Here is a 22,052-nt window from a genome sequence, read left to right on the forward strand (position 1 = left end):
CCACTTTTCGCTCGCATGCTCTATAGTGACGCCGATGCCGGTCTGCGCATCGCTCCTCCCGTCAATTTGAAGGATACCTGCCTGTGACCATTGCCATCGGTGACAAGCTCCCCCCTGCCACGTTCAAGGAAAAGACCCCCGACGGGCCGGTCGAAGTCTCGACCGACAGCTTCTTTTCCGGCAAGCGCATCGTGCTCTTCGCCGTTCCCGGCGCCTTCACGCCCACCTGCTCGCTGAACCACCTGCCCGGCTATCTCGAAAACCGCGACGCCATCCTGGCCCGCGAAGTGGATGATATCGCCGTCGTCTCGGTCAATGACGTTCACGTCATGGGCGCCTGGGCGACCGCATCGGGCGGCGTGGACAAGATCCACTTCCTGTCCGATTGGGACGCGGCCTTCACCAAGGCGCTCGGCCTCGACATCGACCTCTCGGCCGGCACACTCGGCGTGCGCTCCAAGCGCTACTCCATGCTGGTCGAGGATGGCGTGGTGAAGATGCTCAACATCGAGGAAAGCCCGGGCCAGGCCACGGTTTCCTCGGCCGCTCACATGCTCGAGCAGCTCTGAGCCGATAGGCTCTTGTCACGCACTGCCGCCTCACGTCGGCCCCGTCCAGGGGCCGACGCTTAAAAAGCCTGCGCGCTCAGCCCGCGGCCTTCTCCATCAAAGCCGCGCCGCCCTTCTTGAAGGGCGCCATGCCCAAGCGGGCCAGCTCGTCGGCGCGCTCGTTTTCCGGATGGCCGGCATGGCCTTTCACCCAATGCCAGGTGATCTTGTGAACGCGCTGGGCCTCGTCGAGCGCCTGCCAGAGTTCACCGTTCTTCACCGGCTTCTTGTCCGCCGTCTTCCAGCCGTTCTTCTTCCAGCCATGGATCCATTTGGAAATGCCGTCCATGACATATTTGCTGTCGGTATAGAGATCGATCTCGCAGGGCGACTTCAGCGCGTTCAGCGCCGTGATCGCCGCCATCAGCTCCATGCGGTTGTTGGTCGTTGCCGCCTCGCCACCATGCATGTCCTTCTCGACATCGCCATAGCGCAGCACCGCGCCCCAGCCGCCCGGCCCCGGATTTCCCGAGCAGGCGCCATCGGTGTAGATCTCGACATGTTTCATGATCGTCCAAACTCCCTTGCGGACCGGCGAAGCTCCGCGCCTGACAGTGCGCGACAGCTCCTACCGGCATCCCGTGGCAGAGGCGCACACAGGCCGCCGTCTGCCGTCATTTTGCCGTTCAGCCCGTCAGGCCATAGCCTTCGGCCGTTTCGATGGTCTGATGGAAGCGCAGCTTGCGCCAATATTCCAGCGGATCCTTCTTGACAACCAGCGCGCCCGGCGGCGTCGACAGCCAGTCATAGGCGCGGGTGAGGAAGAAGCGCAGCGCCGAGCCGCGCGCCAGCAGCGGCAGCGCCGCGACTTCGTCCGGGGTCAGCGGCCGCTCGGCCTGATAGGCGGCGAGGAAGGCCTGGCCCTTGGCCGCGTCATAAACCCCGCTCTTGTCATCGAAGCACCAGGCGTTGAGGCAGGTCGCCACATCATAGGCGAGCGTGTCGTTGCAGGCGAAGTAGAAGTCGATGATACCGGTCAGCGCGTCGCCGATGAAGAAAACATTGTCCGGAAAGAGATCGGCATGGATGACGCCCGAGGGCAGGCCCTTCGGCCAGCTGCGCTCCAGAAAGGCGAGCTCGGCATCGATCCCTGCGCGCAGTCCCTCGGCGATCTCGTCGGCGCGCTCGCGCGCCTTTTCCCAGAGCGGCCGCCAGCCCTCGACCGACAGGGCATTGGCCCGCTTCAGCGCAAAGCCTTCGCCCGCCCGGTGAAGCCCGGCCAGCGCCCGGCCGAGCGCGGCGCAATGCGGCGCCTCCGGCTGGCGCAGCCAGATGCCTTCGAGAAAGGTGATGATGGCGGCGGGGCGCCCCGCGAGCTCGCCCAGCAACGTGCCGTCGCGGCGCGTGAGCGGCAGCGGACAGGAGATGCCGCGCGCAGCCAGATGCTCCATCAACCCGAGAAAGAACGGCAGATCATCCGGATTGACCCGCTTTTCATAGAGCGTGAGGATGAACGGGCCTTCGGTGGTGTGCAGCAGAAAATTGCTGTTCTCCACGCCCTCGGCAATGCCCTTATAGGCCGTCAGACGGCCGATGTCATAGGCTTCGAGAAAGCCGCGCAATGCGCCTTCCGTGATATCGGTGTAAACAGCCACGAACAGCCCCTCGTCGCTTGGCCCTCAGGAACGATCCGGCCGATCGCGGTCCGGCTTCCCACGCGCTGTATGGCGCGCCCGCCTTGCCGCGGCAAGAGGGCCGGCACTCATTCCCCGTTGACGAAGGCCATGTCGGAGGTGGTCAGCGGCACATGGCGCAGCTCGCGGTTGACGAGGAAATTCTCGTTTTCCTCGACCGTATCGGCCAGCTCGACCCGCGCGTCAAAGCGTTCGCGGAAGGCCTCGATGATCTCGTTGACGATCACCTCCGGCGCCGAGGCGCCAGCCGACAGGCCGACCGTGCGCACACCGTCCATCTGGCTCCAATCGATCTCCGCCGCCCGCTGAACCAAGAACGAGGCCTTGGCGCCAGCGCGCGAGGCGACCTCCACCAGCCGCTTGGAATTGGACGAGTTCGGCGCGCCGACGATCAGGAACAGGTCGCAGCCGGGCGCGGCCTGCTTGACCGCCTCCTGGCGGTTGGTTGTCGCATAGCAGATCGAATCGGCGGCCGGTGCCGTCAGGTTCGGGAAGCGCTCATGCAACCGCTTGATCACACCGGCCGTGTCGTCCACCGACAGCGTGGTCTGGGTGACGAAGCCGAGATTGTCGGGATCGGCAGGCTCATAGGCGTCCACATCCTCGATCGTCTCGATCAGCGACACGGTGCCCTCGGGCAGCTGCCCCATCGTGCCGATCACCTCGGGATGGCCCGCATGGCCGATCAGCACCACATGGCGCCCGAGCCGGTTATGGCGCATGGCCTGCTTGTGCACCTTCGAGACCAGCGGACAGGTGGCATCGAGATAGAAGAGATTGCGGCTCTCGGCATCCGCCGGCACGCTCTTCGGCACGCCATGGGCGGAAAACACCACCGGCTGCTTGCGATGCTCCGGCGGGATCTCGTCCAGTTCCTCGACAAAGATCGCCCCCTTGGCCTCCAGCCCCTCGACCACATAGCGATTGTGAACGATCTCGTGACGGACATAGACGGGCGCGCCGAATTCCTTCAGCGCGAGCACGACGATCTGGATCGCCCGGTCCACCCCGGCGCAGAACCCTCTCGGGCCGCACAGGCGGATGGTCAAAGGCTGTTTGACGGTCGTCAGGCTCATCGGATCTCCCTTAGACGCTCCGCAGACGGAGCAGGAGCGTTTCAGGCGAAGGCGTCTCGCCCGCTACGCTTAGTCTCATTTTCACGACAAGGCGGACAGGACGTGCCAGCGCCCGCTCGAATGGCTTTCTGCGTGCCCGATATAGGATGTCCGCCGCAGCGACGCCACGGGAAAGTGCGCCCCGTCGCGCATAGCATCTACGGCTTCGGCGGGTGTTTCGCCCTCATGACGAACGCCACCGTCACCACCAGCAGGGCTGCGGCGAGCCCGTACCAGGTCAGGGCATATTGCAGATGGTTGTTGGGAAAATCGATGAGCGTGATGCCGCCGACCGGCAGGCCGCCGGGATTGGGCGTGGCATCGGCATCGATGAAGAAGGGGACGAAGCGGCCAGGATCGAGGCTGTCGTCGCGGATCATCCCCTCCAAATCCTTCCAGTAATAGATGTTCTTGGCCGGCTCGTTGTCCGGCAGGATGAAGGAGGGCTTGGCGGGAAGCCGGGCCCGCGCCAGCCCTGTGATCGTCACCAAGCCGTCAGTTTGGCCGGCCGCGCGCGTTTCGACCGGCTTGCGCTCATAGGGAACGAAGCCGCGATTGACGAGGAGCATGCGGCCATCGGCAAGCACCAGCGGCGTGTAGACGGCATAGCCCGGCTGGCCGTTCCAGGTGGTGAAGAAATGGCGTTCGCGGTCGTGCAGGAAACGGCCTTCCACCCGCACCGTGCGGTAATCCACATCGCCGCCGCCGGCCGCGATCGCCTCGATCGCGCGGAGATCGGCAGGCGGGGCCGCACGGCGTTCGGCGATGGCCGCAAGCAGGTCCTCTTTCCAGGCGAGGCGCTGCATCTGCCAGGTGCCGAGGCCGACGAGCAGGACGAAGACGAGAAGAAGGCAGAGGGCCCCCACCCCGCGCCCCAAGCCAGACAGACGGCGGCCCGGCAACCGATTACCAGACAGCTTGCGACCCGACGCCGTCTCTGCCGGGGTCTGCGAAGGCATCGGCTCGGTCATGGGCGGGTTTCCGGGTCCGGCCGGTCGAGCTTGCCGGAGCGGGCATCGTGGCGGAACTGCAGGTTGATCAGCACGCCCTTCATCAGCCGCGTCGCGACCAGGCTGAGCACGATGGCGAGCGGCCCCCAGAGCGCGATCTGCAGCCAGAGCGGCGGCGCGAAATTGATCTCGGCCCAGAGCGCCAGGCCGACGACGATGAAACCGACGATCAGAATGACGAAGACGACAGGGCCATCCCCCGAATCGGCAAAGCCGAAATCGAGCCCGCAGGCGGTGCAAGCGGGGCGCACGGCGAGCAGCCCCTGAAACAGCCGGCCCTGTCCGCAGCGCGGGCAATGTCCGGTCAGCCCCGATTTCACGGGGTCGACAGGCGGCCAGAGGGCCTGATCATCGGACATGCTGTTCTCCCCGTCTCGATTAGAGCATCGGACCGAAAAGTGGGAACCGGTTTTCGGAAAAATCCGATGCAAAAACAAAATTATAGAGCATTGTTCTGCGTGCTATTTTCAGTCCGATTCTCTAATGTGCGGCGTTTCGGTTTGCAGGAGCAGGCCCGCCGCCAGCGAGACCGGCGCATCGGGTCGAAAGCCTCTTCGGGTTTTTCGATCCGATGCGCCGAGCCCTCGCTTTTGGCAGGAAAACCTGTCAGAGCCCAGCCTTCATTCCAAGCCCCGTTGCTTCGGCCCGGCCATGCCGGCACCGGGCGCCGCCCGCCGGACAGGAACAAGCCGCATGACCGACATCCAGGCGCCCGCCCCCATTGTCATCCTGAACGGTGCGCCGCGCAGCGGCAAGACCTCGATCGCGCGCGCCCTTCAGGCGCAGGCAGACGAGATCTGGATCAATCTGGGCGTGGACGTCTATGCCCGCGCCACGCCGGAAAAGCTCCTGCCGGGGATCGGCCTCAGGCCGGGCGGCGAGCGGGCCGATCTTGAGAAACACCTGCCGCGGCTTTATGCCGGCCTCTGGGAGTCGATTGCCGCCCATGCGCGCTGCGGCCTGCCGGTCGTGGCCGATGTCGGCCTGCATGACGGGCATTCACGCGCGCTGAACCTCCTGCAGGACGCCGCCCGGCGGCTCGATGGGCTGCCGGTTCTCTTCGTCGGCGTCTATTGCACGCTGCCGGAGATCCTCGCCCGCCGCGCCGCCGACCCGAATGCCAACGGCACGCGCTATGCGCGGCCCATGCCGAACCAGCCCGTGCCGCGTCCTGTCCTGCTCTGGCAGAAAGCCGTGCATCAGCCGGGCCAGTATGATCTCGCGCTCGACACCGCGAGCCTGTCGCCCGAAAACTGCGCCACCCAGATCCTCGATCGGCTTTGCGCACCGCGCGAGCGGCCGAGTGTGTTCGAGCAGATCAACGGCACCTGGCGCGCGCGCTGACCAGGCCATAGCCCGGGTCCGGCAGCGTCTCGCCAAAAAGCGCCGGCCGCATCTCGGGGGCCAGCGCCATTGCGCCCTTCAGAGTCTCGGACTTTCCCGAAAACCGGCTCCCGGTTTCCGGTCCGGTGCCTTAGCCGGCAATCGGCGCGCCCCAGCCACCCCAGACATAGATGGCGAAAAACAGGAACAGCCAGACCACGTCGACGAAGTGCCAGTACCAGGCGGCTGCCTCGAAACCGAAATGGCGCTGCGGCGTGAAATCGCCCTTCACGGCGCGGATCAGGCAGACGAGCAGGAAGATGGTGCCAACAAGCACATGGAAGCCATGGAAGCCCGTGGCCATGAAGAAGGTGGCGCCGTAGATCGAGTCCTTGAAGGCAAAGGGCGCGTGCATGTACTCATAGGCCTGCACGAAAGAGAACAGCACGCCGAGCACGACGGTGAGCGACAGGCCGGTGATCAGGCCCTTGCGGTCGTTCTGCAGCAGCGCGTGGTGCGCCCACGTCACCGTCGTTCCCGACAGGAGCAGGATCACGGTGTTGTAGATCGGCAGATGCCAGGGATCGAGCACCTCGACGCCCTTCGGCGGCCATTGCCCGCCGGTGAAGGTGGCGCGGGTCGCCTGGATCGCCTCGCCGGGGAAGAGGCTGGCATCGAAATAGGCCCAGAACCAGGCCACGAAGAACATCACCTCCGAGGCGATGAACATGATCATGCCATAGCGCAGGTGGAGCGAGACGACGCGGGTGTGATGGCCCTCATGCGCCTCCTTGATCGTATCCGACCACCAGCCGAACATGGTGTAGAGCACCACGGCGAGGCCAATGAAGAAGATCCAGGGATTGGCGAGATTGAGGCCGAACAGGTGGAAGCTGCCGCCCGAGAGATAGCGCATATAGCCGACGCCGCCAAAGGCCATGACGAAGGCGCCGATCGAGGCCAGAAGCGGCCAGGGGCTCGGATCGATGATGTGATAGTCGTGATTCTTCTGGTGTGCCTCGGCCATGAATACTCCCCCGTCTCCGTCCTCGACGCTCTGCGCTCGTTCCCGCCAGGCGGGCCCGCGCGTCATCCTCCGCCGCCGGGCCGTCCTGATCGAAAATTCCCGCCCGGCCCTGCCTGTCGATGCGCCGGCAAGGCCTTCCTTCCCATCAACTTACCCTGAATTCGCCTGTAATCCAGAGCCATTGCCACAGGTCGCCTTTTTCCTCGGCGTCCTGCCAGTTCCAGTCGAAGGCCGGTCCGGTCAATCGCACAGATCCCGGCCGGCTCCACCGCTTGACAGCATCTGACTGAAAGCCGGATGCTGTCTGATGCTCTCCATTCTCTGTTTGTGCATCGGAGTGTTCCGAAAACCGGTTCCCACTTTTCGGTCCGATGCTCTAATGTTCAGCCACCCTGCGGCGGAGGAACCACGGCGCCCTTCACGCTCGCCAACGGCTTCGACGGCGTATGCGGATAGAAGGTGTAGGAGAGCGTCAGCGTGCGGATGCCGCGCGTTTCGATCGGCTTGACGATCTCGGGATCGACGAAGAAGACTACGGGCATTTCCCGCTCCTCGCCCGGCTGCAGCGTCGTCTCCGTAAAGCAGAAGCATTGCACCTTGTTGAAATAGGCGCCCGCGGCCATCGGCGTGACGTTGAACACCGCCTGCCCCGTCGTCGGGACCGAAGCGATGTTCTTGACCTTGAACGAGACCTGCACCGTCTCGCCGATGCGCGGCTCGACCGCGCGGTCGATTGGGGTGAAGCGCCAGGGAAGCCCGCCGCCGATATTGGCGTCGAAGGTCACGCGGATGCGCTGGTCGAGAATGGTATCGGAGGCCTGCTCCACCCGCTGCGTCGTGCCGTTATAGCCGGTGACACGGCAGAACATGTCGTAGAGCGGCACGGCCGCATAGGACATGCCGATCATCCCGCCGACGAAGGCCAGACAGGCGGCAACGATCAGCCCGTCATTGCGCCGCTTTCCCTGCATCGTCTGTTGCGTCCCGTCCGTCATGCCCGGCTCCTCCTTCCGTGCGTGCGAATCCCAGATCATGCCGCCGAAAACCGGCTCCTAGTTCTCGGTCCGATGCTCTCACTTTTTTGTTTCGCATCAGATTGTCCCGAAAACCGGTTCCCACTTTTCGGTCCGATGCTTTAATGCGCCATTCCCGCCCCGAACTTGATCAGCGTGATCGCATAGAACAGCGCCACCAGGGCGAAGAGCGCCAGGCCGACCGCCACGTTCCGGCTACGGCGCGACTTTTTCTGCGCTTCGGTCAGCGTCACCCGCTGGATCATGCCCAGGCCCCCGTCATCAGCGCCTGCGCCAGCCGGTCGATCATCAGCGCGGCGAAGATCACGAAGAGATAGAGGATGGAGTAGCCGAACAGTTTCTTGGCCGGAACCATCGCCTTGTCTCCGTCAGGCATGCGCTTGACCTTGACCGACAGCCAGACGAAAACGGCGCCGAGCAGGCCGGCAAAGACGCCATAGACGGGGCTGGAGAGACCAATGGCTGCCGGCGCCACGCCGACGGCGGCGGTCAGCACGGCATAGACCAGGATTTGCGTCTTGGTCGTCGCCTCGCCACAGACATTCGGCATCATCGGCACGCCCACGGCCTCGTAATCCTTCATCTTGAACAGCGCCAGCGCCCAGAAATGGGCCGGCGTCCACAGGAAGATGATCAGGAACAGCACGATGCTTTCGAGCGAGACGCCGCCGGTCACGCAGGCCCAGCCGATCATCGGCGGAAAGGCGCCGGCCGCGCCGCCGATGACGATATTCTGCGGCGTCGAGCGCTTCAGCCACATCGTATAGATCACGGCATAGAAGAAGATGGTGAAGGCGAGCAGACCGGCAGACAGCCAGTTCACGGCCAGGCCCAGGATCGCCACCGAGAAGGCCGACAGCGTCAGGCCGAAGCCGAGCGCCTCACCCGGGCGGATGCGGCCGGCGGGGATCGGCCGGCGGGCCGTCCGGGTCATCACGCGGTCGATATCGGCGTCGTACCACATGTTGAGCGCGCCGGAGGCGCCGGCCCCCACGGTGATACAGAGAATGGCCACCACGGCCAGCACCGGATGCAGATGACCCGGCGCCAGCATCAGGCCGGCAAAGGCGGTGAACACCACGAGCGACATCACGCGCGGCTTCAAGAGGGCCAGGTAATCGCGCGCCGTGGCCTCCGACAGGAGGCCGGCGTCGAGACAGACCGTTTCGCGATCGTCGATGGCGGTCATTCGTACTATCCAATCTCAGGGCGTTTACCTGCATCAAGACAGGAAAACGCTTGCGCTTTCGTTTCCGGCGCCGAAAGGGGCATCGGGCACGGCCGCGATTGCCGGGCCTTACCGATGTAACCGATCCTCATGCTTTCCCCCATGTGACGCAAAGCCGCTGTCTGCGCTCGGCATCCCATGGACGAGGCCTGCGCCTCCTCCAACACAGGCCGCGCCGGAAAGCATGCGCCGCCGGTCCGGCTATGTCACGACATATCCGTCTTGAAAAGACTGCAATCGATCTTTGCTTGCGCCAATGCGCCCGCTGCCGGGGCTGTCAGAGCCGGATCGCGCCGGATGGCGGCGCGATCTCGTTGCTTATCGGCCGGTCAGCTGATGCGCGGCAGCTGTTCCCACTGGTGGAAGGGCGGCGGCGAAGACAGCTGCCATTCCAGCGTGTTGGCACCCTCGCCCCAGGGATTGTCGCCGGCCACCCGCTTCTTGGCGAAGGCCTCGAACACGCCATAGAGGAAGATCACGACGCCGACGGCGGCGATATAGGAGCCGTAGGACGACACCCGGTTCCAGCCGGCAAAGGCATCGGGATAGTCGATATAGCGGCGCGGCATGCCGGCGAGGCCAAGGAAGTGCTGCGGGAAGAAGATCAGGTTGACCCCGATGAACATCACCCAGAAATGCAGCTTGCCGATGAACTCGTTATACATGTAGCCGCTCATCTTCGGGAACCAGTAGTACCAGCCGGCGAAGATGGCGAAGACGGCGCCGAGCGACAGCACGTAGTGGAAATGAGCGACGACGTAATAGGTGTCGTGCAGGGCCCGGTCGAGGCCGGCATTGGCCAGCTGAACGCCGGTGACGCCACCGACGGTGAACAGGAAGATGAAGCCGATCGCCCAGACCATCGGCGTGGCGAAGCGGATGGAGCCGCCCCACATGGTCGCGATCCAGGAGAAGATCTTCACGCCGGTCGGCACCGCGATCACCATGGTCGCGAAGACGAAGTAGCGCTGCGTGTCCAGCGACAGGCCGACCGTATACATATGGTGGGCCCAGACGATGAAGCCGACCGCGCCGATCGCCGCCATGGCATAGGCCATGCCGAGATAGCCGAAGACCGGCTTGCGCGAGAAGGTCGAGATGATGTGGCTGATGATGCCGAAGCCCGGCAGGATCAGGATGTAGACCTCGGGATGGCCGAAGAACCAGAACAGGTGCTGGAACAGGATCGGGTCGCCGCCGCCCTCGGGCGCGAAGAAGGCCGTGCCGAAATTGCGGTCCGTCAGCAGCATGGTGATGCCGCCGGCCAGAACGGGCAGCGACAGCAGCAGCAGGAAGGCGGTGATCAGCACCGACCAGGCAAACAGCGGCATCTTGTGCAGCGTCATGCCCGGCGCGCGCATGTTCAGGATGGTGGTGATGAAGTTGATCGCCCCGAGGATCGAGGAGGCGCCGGCAATGTGCAGGCCGAGGATCACCAGATCCACCGCCGGCCCCGGCTGTCCCGATGTCGAAAACGGCGGATAGATGGTCCAGCCGCCGCCCGCGCCATAGGCCCCGGCCGGCCCTTCCACGAACATCGACAGAAGCACCAGGATGAAGGCCGGCACGATCAGCCAGAAGGAGATGTTGTTCATGCGCGGGAAGGCCATGTCCGGCGCGCCGATCATGATCGGCACCATCCAGTTGGCAAAGCCGCCGATCAGCGCCGGCATGACCATGAAGAAGATCATGATCAGCGCATGCGCGGTCGTGAACACATTGTACATGTGCTTGCCGCCATCGATGGCGGCATCGCCCTCGAAGCCGTAGACCATGGAGGCCAGACCGTGGAAGATCTGGATGCCCGGCTCCTGCAGCTCGGCGCGCATGAAGATGGACAGCGTGCCGCCGATAATGCCGGCGATGATCGCGAAGATCAGATAGAGCGTGCCGATGTCCTTGTGGTTGGTTGACAGGAACCAGCGCTGGAAGAAGCTGAGCTGGGGATGGTGGGCATGCCCCGGCTCATGGGCCGAAACGGGATGTGCACCGGCGTAATCGTGATGCGTGGATGAAGCCATGATTGTCCCGCCTCTTATTCGGCTGCGTTCAATGCGACGTCGACGGTCTTCTTGCCGTCGATCGAGGCCATCAGCGCGCGGTTGGCGCCGCGCAGGTCGCTGCCGGCCGACGCCAGCCAGCGATCGTAGCGCGCCTGATCGACGACGCGAACGGCAATCGGCATGAACGCATGGTCCTTGCCGCAGAGCTCGGAACACTGGCCATAATAGAGCCCTTCGCGCTCGGCCCGGAACCATGTCTCGTTCAGGCGGCCCGGAACGGCATCGATCTTGATGCCGAAGGCCGGAACGGCGAAGGCGTGAATGACATCCGCCGCCGTGACGAGCATGCGCACCGTCTTGCCGACGGGAACGACGATTTCGTTGTCGACGGCCAGAAGGCGCGGATAGACCTCCCTGTCTTCCTTGCCCAGGCCGGCGCGGTCCGTATCCTTCACCATCAGACTGTCGAAGGAGAGCGGGTTTTCGCCCGTCTCGTATTCATAGGACCAGTACCACTGATTGCCCGTCGCCTTGACGGTCAGATCCGGCTTTTCCGGCGGCGTCAGCTGCGCGGTCAGAAGCTGCAGCGACGGCACTGCCAGGAACAGCAGGATCAACACCGGGGCGACCGTCCAGATGATCTCGATCACCGTGTTGTGGCTGGTGCGCGAGGGTACGGGATTGGCGCTTTCGCGAAAGCGCAGCACCACCACGATCAGGAGCGCCAGCACCAGAAGCGTGATGGGCACGATGAACCAGAGCGTATACTGCTCGAACCAGCGCACCTCGTCCATGATCCCGGTTGCCGCCGCCTGCATGCCCGTTTGCCATGGCACGGGCTTGTCCGCCCAGGCATGCGACGAAGTCAGCAGACAGCCGGCCGCCACCGACGCTGCAATAGCCTTATTCCTCACAACGATCTCTCCCCTCTGGCCGTTTTCGCCGCCGAACCTGCCGGCCCGGAGCCGGCGAAAAGCCTGCCAACCTCCATCGTTTCAAACCACAGATTGACCAATGTCGCAATGTTTGTCCATCCGCCGGATTGTCGCATTTTCCCGAGCGCGGACGTGATCTTGGCCGGGTTTTCGCGCGCGCCTCGCGCGGCGGCCGTGCCAGCAACGGCCCCGGCCTGATTTCCGCCACAAGACGCCCGTCTAAAGCCTTGTCTGACGCGCGCAGATCGAGCCGCGCGCCACCGGCATGCGGCAATCAGCGCAGCATTTGCCCGGTGGAAAACACGCAGTTTATCATGGCCGCGCATGGATTTGCCGGCCGCATCGGGCCATCCGGGCTTTTCATTTGCGCGCACGCGCTTCAAGAATAGCGCCAACGATTCGGAGTTCGAGGTTTACATGGGCTTGCCCCTTCTTTCCCGGCTGTCGGTCGCGGCCGCCCTGTCCGTCGCTGCAGCCTTCGGCGCGCAGGCCCAGACGCAGCAGCCTCCGGCACCGCAGCCGTCCGCCCCATCGGCACCGGCATCCCCCCAGACGAATGCGCCGGGCACGGTGAAATCGAATCACGGAGCCTGGTCGATCGTCTGCGACCAGCCGGCCGGCGCCTCCGGCGAGCAATGCGCGCTGATGCAGAACGTGATCGCCGAGGACCGGCCGGAGGTCGGCCTGTCGGTCGTGATCCTGAAGACCGCCGATCGCAAGGCGAAGATCCTGCGCGTTCTCGCCCCGCTCGGCGTGCTCCTGCCCAACGGCCTCGGCCTCAATGTCGATGGCAAGGATATCGGCCGCGCCTATTTCGTGCGCTGCTTCAACGATGGCTGCTATGCCGAGGTGGTGCTGGAAGACGAACTTCTGAAAACCTTCCGCTCGGGTCAGACGGCGACCTTCATCGTCTTCCAGTCGCCCGAGGAAGGCATCGGCATTCCCGTCGACCTCAAGGGCTTCGGCGAGGGTTACGACGCCCTGCCCTGAGGCACCCATCGGCGCGCTTGTCCAGGGTCACCGCGAGATGGCCATGCCAGCCTTGCGGAGGCGGAAGGCGCCCTCTACATGGGAAACTCGACCAAGAGACCGAACGCTGCAGGAGCCTCCCCGATGACGAACGATCTGATCTCGCTGTTCGATGCGGACGAGGCCTCGGTCCAGGCCATTCTGAAACAGACGCTGGCCCGCGCCGATGATGGCGAGCTTTATCTGGAGCATGGCCAGTCGGAGGTTCTGTCCTTCGACAATGGCCGGCTGAAGGGCGGCAGCTTCAATACCGATCAGGGTTTTGGCCTGCGCGCTGTGGCCGGTGAGGCCGTCGGCTATGCCCATTCCGGCGAATTGTCGCTGTCCGCGCTGAAGCGGGCGGCCGATGCGGTCGGTGCCGTCACCCATGGCCATAGCGGCACCTATGCCGCCTCCCCGCAAAAGACCAATGCCCGCCTTTATGGCGAGGACAATCCGATCGGCCAGCCGAGCTTCGAGGCCAAGGTCGCGCTCCTGGCCGAGATCGACGCCTATTTGCGCGCGCACGATCCGAAGGTGCGCCAGGTGACGGCAACGGTGGCGGCGAGCTGGCAGGTGGTGGAAATCCTGCGCGCCGATGGCGAGCGCATGCGCGACATCCGCCCGATGACCCGGCTGAATATCTCGGTGGTGACGGGCGATGGCGACCGGCAGGAATCCGGCAGCTTCGGCGTCGGCGGCCGGCGCGGCTTTGCCGAGTTTCTCACCGAGGAGAGCTGGAAGGCCGGCGCCGACGAGGCGCTGCGCCAGGCGCTGGTCAATCTCGATGCGGTGGAGGCCCCTGCCGGCACGATGGACGTCGTGCTCGGCTCCGGCTGGCCAGGCGTGATGCTGCACGAGGCTGTCGGCCATGGCCTGGAAGGCGACTTCAACCGCAAAAAAACCTCCGCCTTTGCCGGCCTGATGGGCGAGCAGGTGGCGGCAAAAGGCGTCACTGTGGTTGATGACGGCACGATCGAGGAGCGCCGCGGCTCGCTGACGATCGACGACGAAGGCACCCCGTCCGCCTATAATGTCCTAATCGAGGATGGCAGGCTGGTGGGCTACATGCAGGACCGGCAGAACGCCCGGCTGATGGGCATGCGTCCCACGGGCAATGGCCGTCGCCAATCTTACGCGCATGTGCCGATGCCGCGCATGACCAACACCTATATGCTCGGCGGCGACAAGACGCCCGAGGAGATCATCGCCTCGGTCAAGAAGGGGCTCTATGCCGTCTCCTTCGGCGGCGGCCAGGTGGACATCACCTCCGGCAAATTCGTCTTCGGCTGCACGGAAGCCTATCTGATCGAAGACGGGAAGATCGGCGCGCCGGTCAAGGGCGCCATGCTGATCGGCAACGGCCCGGATGCGATGAAGCGCATCACCATGATCGGCAACGACATGAAGCTCGACACCGGCATGGGCAATTGCGGCAAGGGCGGCCAATGGGTTCCGGTCGGCGTCGGCCAGCCGCATCTCAGGATGAACGAGACGACCGTCGGCGGCACGAGGGCGTAATCTTGGTGGCTCTGACCGTCCGTCCCTATCGTTCAGGCGACGAAGCGGGGATCGTCGCCGTGATCCTGCCGATCCAGCGCGAGGAATTCGCGATCGACATCACGGCCGAGGACCAGCCTGATCTGACCGATATCGAGGGCTTTTACGGCGCGGGATCCGGCGGCTTCTGGGTGGCGGAGATGGACGGCCGGATCGTCGGCACGATCGCGCTCAAGGATATCGGCGGGCGGCGGGGCGCCCTGCGCAAGATGTTCGTCGCCAAGCCGGCACGCGGAAGCGCGATCGGCGCCGGCCAGCAATTGCTCGACACGCTGCTGGCCCACGCGGCCGCCCACGGGGTCACGGAAGTCTTCCTCGGAACGACCGAGAAATTCCTGGCCGCCCACCGCTTCTATGAAAAGAACGATTTTGCTGCTGTCGATCCCATGGCTTTGCCTGAAGGTTTTCCGCGCATGGCCGTGGACACACGCTTCTATCGGCGGTCGCTTGTCTGAGCGGAAGAACGCCTGACCACGCACATCATGCTTCTGTCGCAAAGCCCGTGTTAACAGCGCCCTTTGCTCAAGCCAGGAGACCGGACCGATGAAGCGTGAAGACGTTGCCGCTTTCTGGGAGGCCAATGCCGAGGCATGGACCCAGCTTTCGCGCGAAGGCTACGATATCTATCGTGACGCGCTGAACACCCCCGCCTTCCTCGCCATGCTGCCGCCGATTGCGGGCCTCGACGGGCTGGATGTCGGCTGCGGCGAGGGCACGAACACGCGCCAGCTCGCAGCGCTCGGCGCGCGCATGCAGGCGGTGGATCTTGCGCCCACCTTCATCTGCCATGCGCAGGAGACGGAGGCCGGCGCGCCGCTCGGCATTACCTACCAGACGGCCGATGCCCATGCGTTGCCCTTCGAGAAGGAGCGCTTCGATTTCGTCACCGCCTTTATGTCGCTAATGGATATGCCGGAGCAGGACCGCGTGCTGAGCGAAATCGCCCGCGTGCTGAAGCCCGGCGGCTTCCTGCAGTTTTCCATCCTCCATCCCTGCTTCGTGCCGCCCTATCGCAAGACGCTGCGCGATGCCGAGGGCAACGTGACGGGCGCGACGATCGCCGGCTATTTCGATGCGAGCGAGGGGCAGGTCGACCGCTGGATCTTTTCGGCCGCGCCGCCGGAGCGCCAGGCCGCCTTCGCGCCCTTCGCCATTCCGCGCTTCCACCGGACGCTGTCCTGGTGGGTGGATGCCATTGTCGGCGCCGGCCTGACGATCACCCGTTTCGGCGAGCCGAGCGCCTCGAAAGAGCTGGCCGAGGCGGTGCCGACAGTCGCCGACACGCGCGTAGTCGGCATCTTTCTGCATGTGCAGGCGCGCAAGCCGTAAAACAGACTCGGCAGGATCCGAAAGCCGGAGACCACTTTCCCGGCCGCGACCTCGACAGACGGCCGCAACCGCCTGTCGGGGGCGCGATCCCGCGAATTCCGTCAGAAGAGGAAGTTCGACTCGCTGAGATCGGAAATCTTGACATTGGTCAGCGTCAGCGTATCGCCCGCCCCGTCATAGATGACCACATTGGCGCCCGATTGCTTCATGTGGCTCGAGCGCAGCGTGGCGAAGTCGTTGACATCGATGTCGAATCTCAGATCGACCAGATCGGCGCTGCTGCCCTTGGCCTTGAAATCGGTCACCTTGTCCTTGCCGAGGGAGAAAGCGAAGGTATCGCTGCCGGCGCCGCCGGTCAAAATGTCGTTGCCCGTGCCGCCCCAGAGCCAGTCCGCCCCGGCGCCGCCGATCAGCGTGTCCTTGCCGGCCTCGCCCCAGAGAGTGTCATTGCCGGCGCCGCCGTCGATGCGGTCATTGCCGTCAGCGCCCCACAGCCTGTCGTCGGCCGCCGAGCCCTTGATCGTGTCATTGCCGGACAGGAGCGTATCGAGAAACTGCTGGGTGCTGCCGCTGTCGATTGCCTTGGCGAGGTCGACGCCCTTTACCGACAGACCCTTGGCCTCGACAATCTTCTGGCCGCCTTCCACCATCGTCAGCCCGGTGATCGTGCCGCTCTTGATGCCGACCACTTCCCCCTTCGACTTGATGTAGACCAGCTTCGTGCCGGTAAAGCGCATGCTGTCGCCACTCGCATCCGAAAATGTGATGGCCGAAGGCAGGAACTGCTCCTTGTCGTAGTTCAGGATGGTCGAGAGGTCCTCCTGAGCCAGCTGGTAAAAATCGATTCCATATTTGCTCGAAAAGGTCACCGTTCCCATACCCATCTCCTTATTCGCGTTTGCAGTGAATTTTCCTTAATTCATGCAACCTTATACAGCAGGAAATGACCAAGGTCTTAATGGGCGGCGGCGGATCTCGGGACAATTTTCGACAAGCTTCCGTAAAATCCCAAAAGAGCAGTCTTATCAGCGCACAAGCCGAAGGGCTGTGGCCGCCTGCGGGAACAAAGTCCCTGCTCTGCCGTTTACGGCGGGTCCGCAACGAACGGACCTGAAACGGCCCGGAACCCGTCTGCGGCCGAACGACCAAGGAGAGACATCATGGGACGCTCAATTCTTCTCTGGCTTCTGGGAGTTCCGATCCCGGTGATCATCCTTCTCGCTCTGTTCCTGCGATAAGGCGCGCCGCGACAATTCAGAGTCGCCTGCCGCTTAAGTCTTTGTTTTTTCGCATGTCATCCTCGCAAAACCGGTCACTATCCTTGCGCGACATGCTCTCGGGAGCCAGCCCATGGTATCACATTCCTCGACCAATCTGATTGCATCGACCGCCGAATCGCCGACCTCCGCCGTCAGCTGGGGCGCGATTTTCGCCGGTGCCGTTGGCGCCACGGCGGTCACGCTCGTTCTGACGCTCGCCGGTTCGGCGCTCGGCCTGACGCTCGTCTCGCCTTTCCCCAATGAGTCCGTCTCCGCCTCCACCTTTGCGATTTCCACGGCCATCGGCCTGATCGTCATGCAGGTGCTGGCCTCGGCCTTCGGCGGCTATCTCGCCGGCCGCCTGCGCACCAAGTGGAGCGGGCTTCACAATGACGAAGTCTATTTCCGCGACACCGCTCATGGCATCCTGTCCTGGGCCATCGCCACGCTGGTCGCCGCCGGCATTCTCGGCTCGGTGATTTCGTCCACGGTCGGCACCGGCGTTCAGGCCGTGTCTTCCTTTGCCGGCTCCGCCACCTCGACGGCGGCAACGGCTGCCACGGCAACCGCTGCCGCGTCCGGCCGTACGGATGAGGCCGCGAACTATCTGGTCGATCGCCTGCTGCGCCCTGCAAACCCGGCAACGCCCGGCCAGCCCGGCCAGAATGCCGATGAAGATGCGGCCGCTCAGGTTTCGCGCATCCTGTGGAACGGCGCCACCACCGGCTCGATCCCGGAAGGTGACCGCACCTATCTGGCTCAGCTGATCGCCTCGCGCACCGGCCTGTCGGAAGCAGACGCCAATCGCCGCATCGACGAGACGCTGAAGAGCGCTGAAGACGCCAAGAACAAGGCCCAGCAGGCCGCCGAGACCGCCCGCAAGGCCAGCGCCTCGGCCGCTCTCTTCGGCACGCTGTCGTTGCTGATCGGCGCCATTGCCGCCGGTGTCGCCGCCGTCATGGGTGGTCGTCAGCGCGACGACGAGACCATGTATATCCGCATGTAACCTCTGCGGAGCCAGCACAGACGCGAAAAGGCGGGTCGCAAGGCCCGCTTTTTTGTGTCTGCTTTAAATGTGTTTAAGATCCGCTGGTTAGAATTCCGGCGGATGTTTGTACGTGAAGGACATGCTTTGACGGTTGCACGGCGGCTTGCGTGGCAGATGACCATCCGCGGCGGGCTGGCGCTGTCCTTCGGCCTGGCGGCCTGCGGCCTGATGCAGCAGGCGCGTGGCATGGGGACGATCCTGACCCTTCACCGTGTGCGCCCGGCACAGGCCGATCGCTTTGCGCCCAATGCCCATCTGGAAGTTACGCCTGATTTTCTCGATGCCGCCCTTCAGCGCCTGAAGGCATCGGGCGTGTCGCTGGTCGATCTGGACGAGATCGCGGCACGCCGGAGAGAGGCGGATCGATCCCCTGCCGATCGCCCGCCATTCGTCGCCGTGACACTGGATGATGGCTACCGCGACAATCTCGACCATGCCGCGCCGGTCTTTGCCCGCCACAACGTGCCCTTCACCGTCTTCGTGGTCGAAGGATTTGCCCGCCGCCGGCAAAGCCCCTGGTGGGAGACGCTCGCCGCACTCCTCGGAAGCAGAACCTCCCTGCCCGACCCCTTTACCAAGCAGGCGGGCGCGATCTTGGACCTTTCCACACCCGCCGGCAAGCAGCGCGCCTTCGACCGGCTCGCCGCCCACATTCGCGGCAGCACCGATGAGGCGGCCGCCATTCTTACGCTGAACCGGGCTGCGGAGAGAGAAGGCCTTTACCCTGCTGCGCTGACGGAAAGGCTGATGCTGGACGAACGGGGACTGATCGCGCTGGCGCGCAGCCCGGGCGCAAATCTGGGCGCCCATACCGTCACCCACAGGGCGCTGGCGCCGCTGGACGACGCGGCAGCAGAGGCCGAAATCGCCGCATCAGCCCGCTTCATCGCCGATCTGACCGGCCAGCCTGCGCGCCACTTCGCCTTTCCCTACGGCGATGCCCCGGCCGTCAGCCTGCGCGATCAGGCTCTGGTGCTGAAACATGGCATGCATGGCTACACCACCCGGCCCGGGACGATCACGATGGCGAGCCTCCCCGGCGGCCTGCCGCGCGTCTCCGTCAATGGCCACTATCAGCGCCCCTGGCAACTCGCAGCACTGGTCACGGGCATCCCCTTCCGCCTGAGGGGACGCGCTTCGGACTGAAGACCCTTGATCCGTCCGCTGCTCCAGGTTTTTGCTTTTGCATCGGATGCTTGTGGAAAAGCGGTTCCGACTTCTTGATCCGATGACTTGATTTCCGTCTCGGATCGGGCCGCCGGCCGATCCGGCCTCCTCTTCTCAGGGATACATGCGCACCTTGCTCCAGCTTCCCTCCGGCTCCGGCCTGCGGAACTCGATGCGGTCATGCAGCCGGAATGCGCCGTCCTTCCAGAATTCGATCGACACCGGTCGGATGCGGAAGCCCGACCAGTAGGAAGGCCGCGGGATCTCGCCGATCGCATGGCGCGCGGTGAATTCGGCCACGGCCTTTTCCAAGGCGAACCGGCTTTCCAGCGGGCGCGACTGTTTCGACGCCCAGGCGCCGATGCGGCTGCCGCGCGGGCGGGAGCGGAAATAGGCATCCGCCTCTTCCTCGCTCACCACCTCGACCGGCCCGCGCAGGCGCACCTGCCGGCGCAGCGATTTCCAGTGGAAGCACATGGCAGCTTTCCGGGTGGCCAGAATTTCGCAGCCTTTCTGACTTTCGAAATTCGTGTAGAAGACGAAGCCGCGCGAATCGAACTCCTTCAGGAGAACCATGCGCACATTCGGCAGGCCATCCTCATCCACCGTTGCGAGCGCCACGGCGCTCGGATCGTTCAGTTCACTCGACGTCGCTTCCTTCAGCCAGAGATCGAAGAGGGAAAGCGGCTCGTCCATGTCGGTGAAGTCACCGGTTGTTAACCCAATCTCCGTCATATTTCCTTTCCGTGCCGCTGTGGCAGGACCGACACAGCCGATCGACCCGAATCCACCGCGGCGCTTTGCTGATGCGGCCGGCTTTTCCCGCGGCCGACACATTGACGCCGTGCCAAGCTGACAGGAATGCCGTGCAAGACATAGCAAAAGGGATCGGTGGGACAATGGCTTTCTCGTGCCTGCGGCTGATTGCCCTGTCGGCAATGGGCATGATGCTGAGCGGCTGCTTCGGAACCGGCGCTGACCTGGCCAACAGCATCGACACCAGCCTGTCGACCGGCGCCATTCCCAAAACGGTCGCCAGCAATGACATGGCCGACGCCGTGACCGTGAAAGACGCGGTGTCGCAGGCCGACCCCGCCTCCGTGTCTGGCGCGCCCATCCCCTGGGCCAACAGCGCCTCCGGCAGCGCCGGCGTCATCGAGCGCGTGGAAGAGCGGCGTGACGGCGCGCGCGTCTGTCGCAGCTTCACCACCACCCGCCATTCCTACCAGGGGATCGCCAAGTTCGACGGCGACACCTGCCTCGACGGCAATGGCGTCTGGGTGGTCAACAGCTTCTCCGCCCGCAGCTAAACCACCCTGCCCCCCCGTCTTGCGGAGGCGGCTGCCCCGTCGCGCCCGGCCGCCATTTCGGGACGCAAAGGCCTGCGCGGTTAACCACGATCACAAAGAAACGGGGTCAAGGCGCGCCAATGCAGGCGATCGGCGCCTGAAAGCAACACCACCTTAAGCTTCTGCTTTTCATTCTCGGTTCAAACGCATTTCGCGGGGATGCGAGGGGATAAGGAGATGACGCAGCGTCGTTTTCGCCGCCCCCGGCAGCCTTTGCGGGCAGGAAGCGGAGCGAACGAGAGACATGCGCGATCCCTATGCCACTCTGGGTGTGCGCCGCAATGCCGGCGCGGAAGAGATCAAGGCCGCCTTCCGCAATCTCGCGAAGACTGTCCATCCCGACGTCAATCCTGACGATCCCACGGCCGCCGCACGCTTTGCCGAGATCGGCCGCGCCTATGAGGTGCTGCGCGACCCCACCCTGCGCAACCGCTATGACGAGGCCCGGCGCGCCGCGGATCTGCGGCGCATGGAAGAGATGAAGCGCCGCATGGGCTTCAAGGAGCAGACAGTGGATGCGGAAACCGCCGAGGAGGCGGTGAGCCGCATCTTCGCCTCCGAAAGCCGGGTGCGCGCCCGTGCGGCCGGCGGCGGCGCGGCCCAGCCGCGCCACCACGCGCCTGCGCCCGAACCGGAGCGCGCGACCGCATCGCCGCAATATCAGCAGGGACCTGCTACCGCCCAGGAGGCCGGGCCACAGCCCGCCTCGGTGCATGCCTTCAACCAGCAACAGCAGCAACAGTCCGGCAGCCAGGCCTCGCGCCGTTCCGAGCCAGAGGTGAAAACCGATGCGGAATTCCCGGCCGGCGAGGCAGATGCCGGCGATGGCGAACGCGGCACGATCGGCGGGCTGATGCGGCGCCTGCGCGAAGGGCTGCAGAAGCCCAAGCCCGCAGGGCAGCCGAAAGCCCCCGACCTCTTCGCCACCGTCGAGGTGACGATCGCGGAAATCATGCGGCGCGAAAAGGTCGACGTGCCCCTGCCCGAGGATCGTGTGGCCCGCGTCACGCTGGTGCCGGGCACCACCGATGGCAGCGTGCTCCAGCTCAAGGAGCAAGGCTATCGCTTGCCGGGCCATCTGCCGGGCGATCTCGTCGTCTACATTCGCGCCATGGATGATCCCCGCTTTGAGATCGACGGCTACGATCTGCGCACCGAAGTGCCGATCGCTCTCGGCGATGCCGTTCTGGGGTGCAAGCTCACCGTTCCCACGCTCTCCGGCGACAAGGTTCTGACCGTCCAGCCATGGACGGGACCGGACAAGCCTTTCCGCCTGGCAGGCCAAGGGCTCGATGACGGTCATGGCCGGCGCGGCGATCTTGTCGTCACGCTTCGGCTGTCGCTGGGCGACAAGCCGGACGAAAGGCTCATCGATCTCATGCGCAGCCAGAAGAACGGTCTGGTTTTGTAACAGC

The 22,052-nt window shown here is 64.5% G+C and carries 23 protein-coding genes; 10 read left to right on the forward strand and 13 right to left on the reverse strand.

The features are described 5' to 3' along the window. Positions 1 to 83: 83 nt before the first annotated feature. Positions 84 to 569 (forward strand): peroxiredoxin, encoded by a 486-nt coding sequence (locus BJF92_RS15330; RefSeq protein ID WP_075635632.1) that lies wholly within the window; start codon positions 84 to 86, stop codon positions 567 to 569. 76 nt (positions 570 to 645) lie between these two features. On the opposite strand, the gene rnhA is transcribed toward BJF92_RS15330, so the two are convergent. From rnhA to BJF92_RS15355, 5 genes are all read right to left on the reverse strand, one after another. Continuing rightward, positions 646 to 1,116 carry a ribonuclease HI gene (rnhA, locus tag BJF92_RS15335; protein WP_075635633.1) on the reverse strand — a complete coding sequence of 157 codons (471 nt, stop codon included), beginning with the start codon at positions 1,114 to 1,116 and terminating at the stop codon, positions 646 to 648. Between the two features lie 118 nt (positions 1,117 to 1,234). Further along, positions 1,235 to 2,203, reverse strand: coding sequence for a homoserine kinase (locus BJF92_RS15340; RefSeq protein WP_075635634.1), 969 nt, complete (start codon positions 2,201 to 2,203; stop codon positions 1,235 to 1,237). Between the two features lie 107 nt (positions 2,204 to 2,310). Then, complete coding sequence (ispH, locus tag BJF92_RS15345) at positions 2,311 to 3,318, reverse strand: 4-hydroxy-3-methylbut-2-enyl diphosphate reductase (RefSeq protein WP_075635635.1); 1,008 nt, start codon at positions 3,316 to 3,318, stop codon at positions 2,311 to 2,313. Positions 3,319 to 3,515: 197 nt separating this feature from the next. Further along, complete coding sequence (locus BJF92_RS15350; protein ID WP_075635776.1) at positions 3,516 to 4,316, reverse strand: SURF1 family protein; 801 nt, start codon at positions 4,314 to 4,316, stop codon at positions 3,516 to 3,518. Between the two features lie 8 nt (positions 4,317 to 4,324). Next, on the reverse strand, positions 4,325 to 4,726 hold the full coding sequence (locus tag BJF92_RS15355) for a DUF983 domain-containing protein (protein ID WP_075635636.1): 402 nt from the start codon (positions 4,724 to 4,726) through the stop codon (positions 4,325 to 4,327). Between the two features lie 334 nt (positions 4,727 to 5,060). On the opposite strand from BJF92_RS15355, the gene BJF92_RS15360 reads away from it, so the two are divergent. After that, entirely contained in the window at positions 5,061 to 5,711 is a 651-nt protein-coding gene (locus tag BJF92_RS15360) for a chloramphenicol phosphotransferase CPT family protein (protein WP_075635637.1), read from the forward strand. A gap of 130 nt (positions 5,712 to 5,841) precedes the next feature. Here the strand turns inward: BJF92_RS15360 and BJF92_RS15365 are convergent, their stop codons facing one another. From BJF92_RS15365 to coxB, 6 genes are all read right to left on the reverse strand, one after another. Continuing rightward, positions 5,842 to 6,717 (reverse strand): cytochrome c oxidase subunit 3, encoded by an 876-nt coding sequence (locus BJF92_RS15365; protein WP_075635638.1) that lies wholly within the window; start codon positions 6,715 to 6,717, stop codon positions 5,842 to 5,844. A 383-nt stretch (positions 6,718 to 7,100) separates the two neighbouring features. After that, the gene (locus tag BJF92_RS15370; RefSeq protein ID WP_075635639.1) at positions 7,101 to 7,712 is read right to left on the reverse strand and encodes a cytochrome c oxidase assembly protein; all 612 of its coding nucleotides are present in this window, start codon (positions 7,710 to 7,712) and stop codon (positions 7,101 to 7,103) included. 140 nt (positions 7,713 to 7,852) lie between these two features. Next, the gene (locus BJF92_RS25605; RefSeq protein WP_158032236.1) at positions 7,853 to 7,996 is read right to left on the reverse strand and encodes a hypothetical protein; all 144 of its coding nucleotides are present in this window, start codon (positions 7,994 to 7,996) and stop codon (positions 7,853 to 7,855) included. Next, entirely contained in the window at positions 7,993 to 8,940 is a 948-nt protein-coding gene (locus BJF92_RS15375; RefSeq protein WP_075635640.1) for a heme o synthase, read from the reverse strand. Before BJF92_RS15375 ends, BJF92_RS25605 begins: the two co-directional genes overlap by 4 nt. A gap of 368 nt (positions 8,941 to 9,308) precedes the next feature. Next, on the reverse strand, positions 9,309 to 11,000 hold the full coding sequence (gene ctaD, locus BJF92_RS15380) for a cytochrome c oxidase subunit I (protein ID WP_075635641.1): 1,692 nt from the start codon (positions 10,998 to 11,000) through the stop codon (positions 9,309 to 9,311). 14 nt (positions 11,001 to 11,014) lie between these two features. Further along, complete coding sequence (gene coxB, locus BJF92_RS15385; protein ID WP_075635642.1) at positions 11,015 to 11,896, reverse strand: cytochrome c oxidase subunit II; 882 nt, start codon at positions 11,894 to 11,896, stop codon at positions 11,015 to 11,017. Between the two features lie 438 nt (positions 11,897 to 12,334). Here coxB and BJF92_RS15390 point away from each other — a divergent pair, with 438 nt between their 5' ends. The 4 genes from BJF92_RS15390 (at position 12,335) to BJF92_RS15405 (ending at position 15,814) form a co-directional block, all read left to right on the forward strand. Further along, positions 12,335 to 12,907 carry an invasion associated locus B family protein gene (locus BJF92_RS15390; protein ID WP_075635777.1) on the forward strand — a complete coding sequence of 191 codons (573 nt, stop codon included), beginning with the start codon at positions 12,335 to 12,337 and terminating at the stop codon, positions 12,905 to 12,907. A gap of 123 nt (positions 12,908 to 13,030) precedes the next feature. Then, positions 13,031 to 14,446: a metalloprotease TldD gene (gene tldD, locus BJF92_RS15395; protein WP_075635643.1), complete on the forward strand. Its 1,416-nt coding sequence runs from the start codon at positions 13,031 to 13,033 to the stop codon at positions 14,444 to 14,446. 2 nt (positions 14,447 to 14,448) lie between these two features. Beyond that, positions 14,449 to 14,940, forward strand: a complete 492-nt coding sequence (locus BJF92_RS15400; RefSeq protein ID WP_075635644.1) for a GNAT family N-acetyltransferase — start codon at positions 14,449 to 14,451, stop codon at positions 14,938 to 14,940. 88 nt (positions 14,941 to 15,028) lie between these two features. Continuing rightward, the gene (locus BJF92_RS15405; protein ID WP_075635645.1) at positions 15,029 to 15,814 is read left to right on the forward strand and encodes a class I SAM-dependent methyltransferase; all 786 of its coding nucleotides are present in this window, start codon (positions 15,029 to 15,031) and stop codon (positions 15,812 to 15,814) included. 101 nt (positions 15,815 to 15,915) lie between these two features. Here the strand turns inward: BJF92_RS15405 and BJF92_RS15410 are convergent, their stop codons facing one another. Then, positions 15,916 to 16,692: a calcium-binding protein gene (locus BJF92_RS15410; RefSeq protein WP_075635646.1), complete on the reverse strand. Its 777-nt coding sequence runs from the start codon at positions 16,690 to 16,692 to the stop codon at positions 15,916 to 15,918. A gap of 472 nt (positions 16,693 to 17,164) precedes the next feature. Here BJF92_RS15410 and BJF92_RS15415 point away from each other — a divergent pair, with 472 nt between their 5' ends. Continuing rightward, positions 17,165 to 18,079: a hypothetical protein gene (locus BJF92_RS15415; RefSeq protein ID WP_075635647.1), complete on the forward strand. Its 915-nt coding sequence runs from the start codon at positions 17,165 to 17,167 to the stop codon at positions 18,077 to 18,079. A 126-nt stretch (positions 18,080 to 18,205) separates the two neighbouring features. Then, positions 18,206 to 19,267 (forward strand): polysaccharide deacetylase family protein, encoded by a 1,062-nt coding sequence (locus BJF92_RS15420; RefSeq protein WP_245294777.1) that lies wholly within the window; start codon positions 18,206 to 18,208, stop codon positions 19,265 to 19,267. A 135-nt stretch (positions 19,268 to 19,402) separates the two neighbouring features. Here the strand turns inward: BJF92_RS15420 and pdxH are convergent, their stop codons facing one another. Beyond that, on the reverse strand, positions 19,403 to 20,023 hold the full coding sequence (gene pdxH / locus BJF92_RS15425) for a pyridoxamine 5'-phosphate oxidase (RefSeq protein ID WP_075635649.1): 621 nt from the start codon (positions 20,021 to 20,023) through the stop codon (positions 19,403 to 19,405). A 164-nt stretch (positions 20,024 to 20,187) separates the two neighbouring features. Here pdxH and BJF92_RS15430 point away from each other — a divergent pair, with 164 nt between their 5' ends. Together BJF92_RS15430 and BJF92_RS15435 are read left to right on the forward strand one after the other, a co-directional pair. Then, complete coding sequence (locus tag BJF92_RS15430; RefSeq protein WP_245294778.1) at positions 20,188 to 20,598, forward strand: RT0821/Lpp0805 family surface protein; 411 nt, start codon at positions 20,188 to 20,190, stop codon at positions 20,596 to 20,598. A 283-nt stretch (positions 20,599 to 20,881) separates the two neighbouring features. Further along, the gene (locus BJF92_RS15435) at positions 20,882 to 22,048 is read left to right on the forward strand and encodes a DnaJ C-terminal domain-containing protein (RefSeq protein WP_075635651.1); all 1,167 of its coding nucleotides are present in this window, start codon (positions 20,882 to 20,884) and stop codon (positions 22,046 to 22,048) included. The last annotated feature ends 4 nt before the right edge of the window (positions 22,049 to 22,052 follow it).

It is taken from the genome of Xaviernesmea rhizosphaerae, assembly GCF_001938945.1.
In the GTDB taxonomy this organism is placed as follows: domain Bacteria; phylum Pseudomonadota; class Alphaproteobacteria; order Rhizobiales; family Rhizobiaceae; genus Xaviernesmea; species Xaviernesmea rhizosphaerae.

Coding starts and splice junctions, on each gene's coding strand:
- rnhA (WP_075635633.1), bottom strand. CDS start 1,116: ATGAAACATGTCGAGATCTACACCGATGGCGCCTGCTCGGGAAATCCG.
- ispH (WP_075635635.1), bottom strand. CDS start 3,318: ATGAGCCTGACGACCGTCAAACAGCCTTTGACCATCCGCCTGTGCGGC.
- BJF92_RS15350 (WP_075635776.1), bottom strand. CDS start 4,316: ATGCCTTCGCAGACCCCGGCAGAGACGGCGTCGGGTCGCAAGCTGTCT.
- BJF92_RS15355 (WP_075635636.1), bottom strand. CDS start 4,726: ATGTCCGATGATCAGGCCCTCTGGCCGCCTGTCGACCCCGTGAAATCG.
- BJF92_RS15360 (WP_075635637.1), top strand. CDS start 5,061: ATGACCGACATCCAGGCGCCCGCCCCCATTGTCATCCTGAACGGTGCG.
- BJF92_RS15365 (WP_075635638.1), bottom strand. CDS start 6,717: ATGGCCGAGGCACACCAGAAGAATCACGACTATCACATCATCGATCCG.
- BJF92_RS15370 (WP_075635639.1), bottom strand. CDS start 7,712: ATGACGGACGGGACGCAACAGACGATGCAGGGAAAGCGGCGCAATGAC.
- BJF92_RS25605 (WP_158032236.1), bottom strand. CDS start 7,996: ATGATCCAGCGGGTGACGCTGACCGAAGCGCAGAAAAAGTCGCGCCGT.
- BJF92_RS15375 (WP_075635640.1), bottom strand. CDS start 8,940: ATGACCGCCATCGACGATCGCGAAACGGTCTGTCTCGACGCCGGCCTC.
- ctaD (WP_075635641.1), bottom strand. CDS start 11,000: ATGGCTTCATCCACGCATCACGATTACGCCGGTGCACATCCCGTTTCG.
- BJF92_RS15390 (WP_075635777.1), top strand. CDS start 12,335: ATGGGCTTGCCCCTTCTTTCCCGGCTGTCGGTCGCGGCCGCCCTGTCC.
- tldD (WP_075635643.1), top strand. CDS start 13,031: ATGACGAACGATCTGATCTCGCTGTTCGATGCGGACGAGGCCTCGGTC.
- BJF92_RS15405 (WP_075635645.1), top strand. CDS start 15,029: ATGAAGCGTGAAGACGTTGCCGCTTTCTGGGAGGCCAATGCCGAGGCA.
- BJF92_RS15410 (WP_075635646.1), bottom strand. CDS start 16,692: ATGGGAACGGTGACCTTTTCGAGCAAATATGGAATCGATTTTTACCAG.
- BJF92_RS15415 (WP_075635647.1), top strand. CDS start 17,165: ATGGTATCACATTCCTCGACCAATCTGATTGCATCGACCGCCGAATCG.
- pdxH (WP_075635649.1), bottom strand. CDS start 20,023: ATGACGGAGATTGGGTTAACAACCGGTGACTTCACCGACATGGACGAG.
- BJF92_RS15430 (WP_245294778.1), top strand. CDS start 20,188: ATGGCTTTCTCGTGCCTGCGGCTGATTGCCCTGTCGGCAATGGGCATG.
- BJF92_RS15435 (WP_075635651.1), top strand. CDS start 20,882: ATGCGCGATCCCTATGCCACTCTGGGTGTGCGCCGCAATGCCGGCGCG.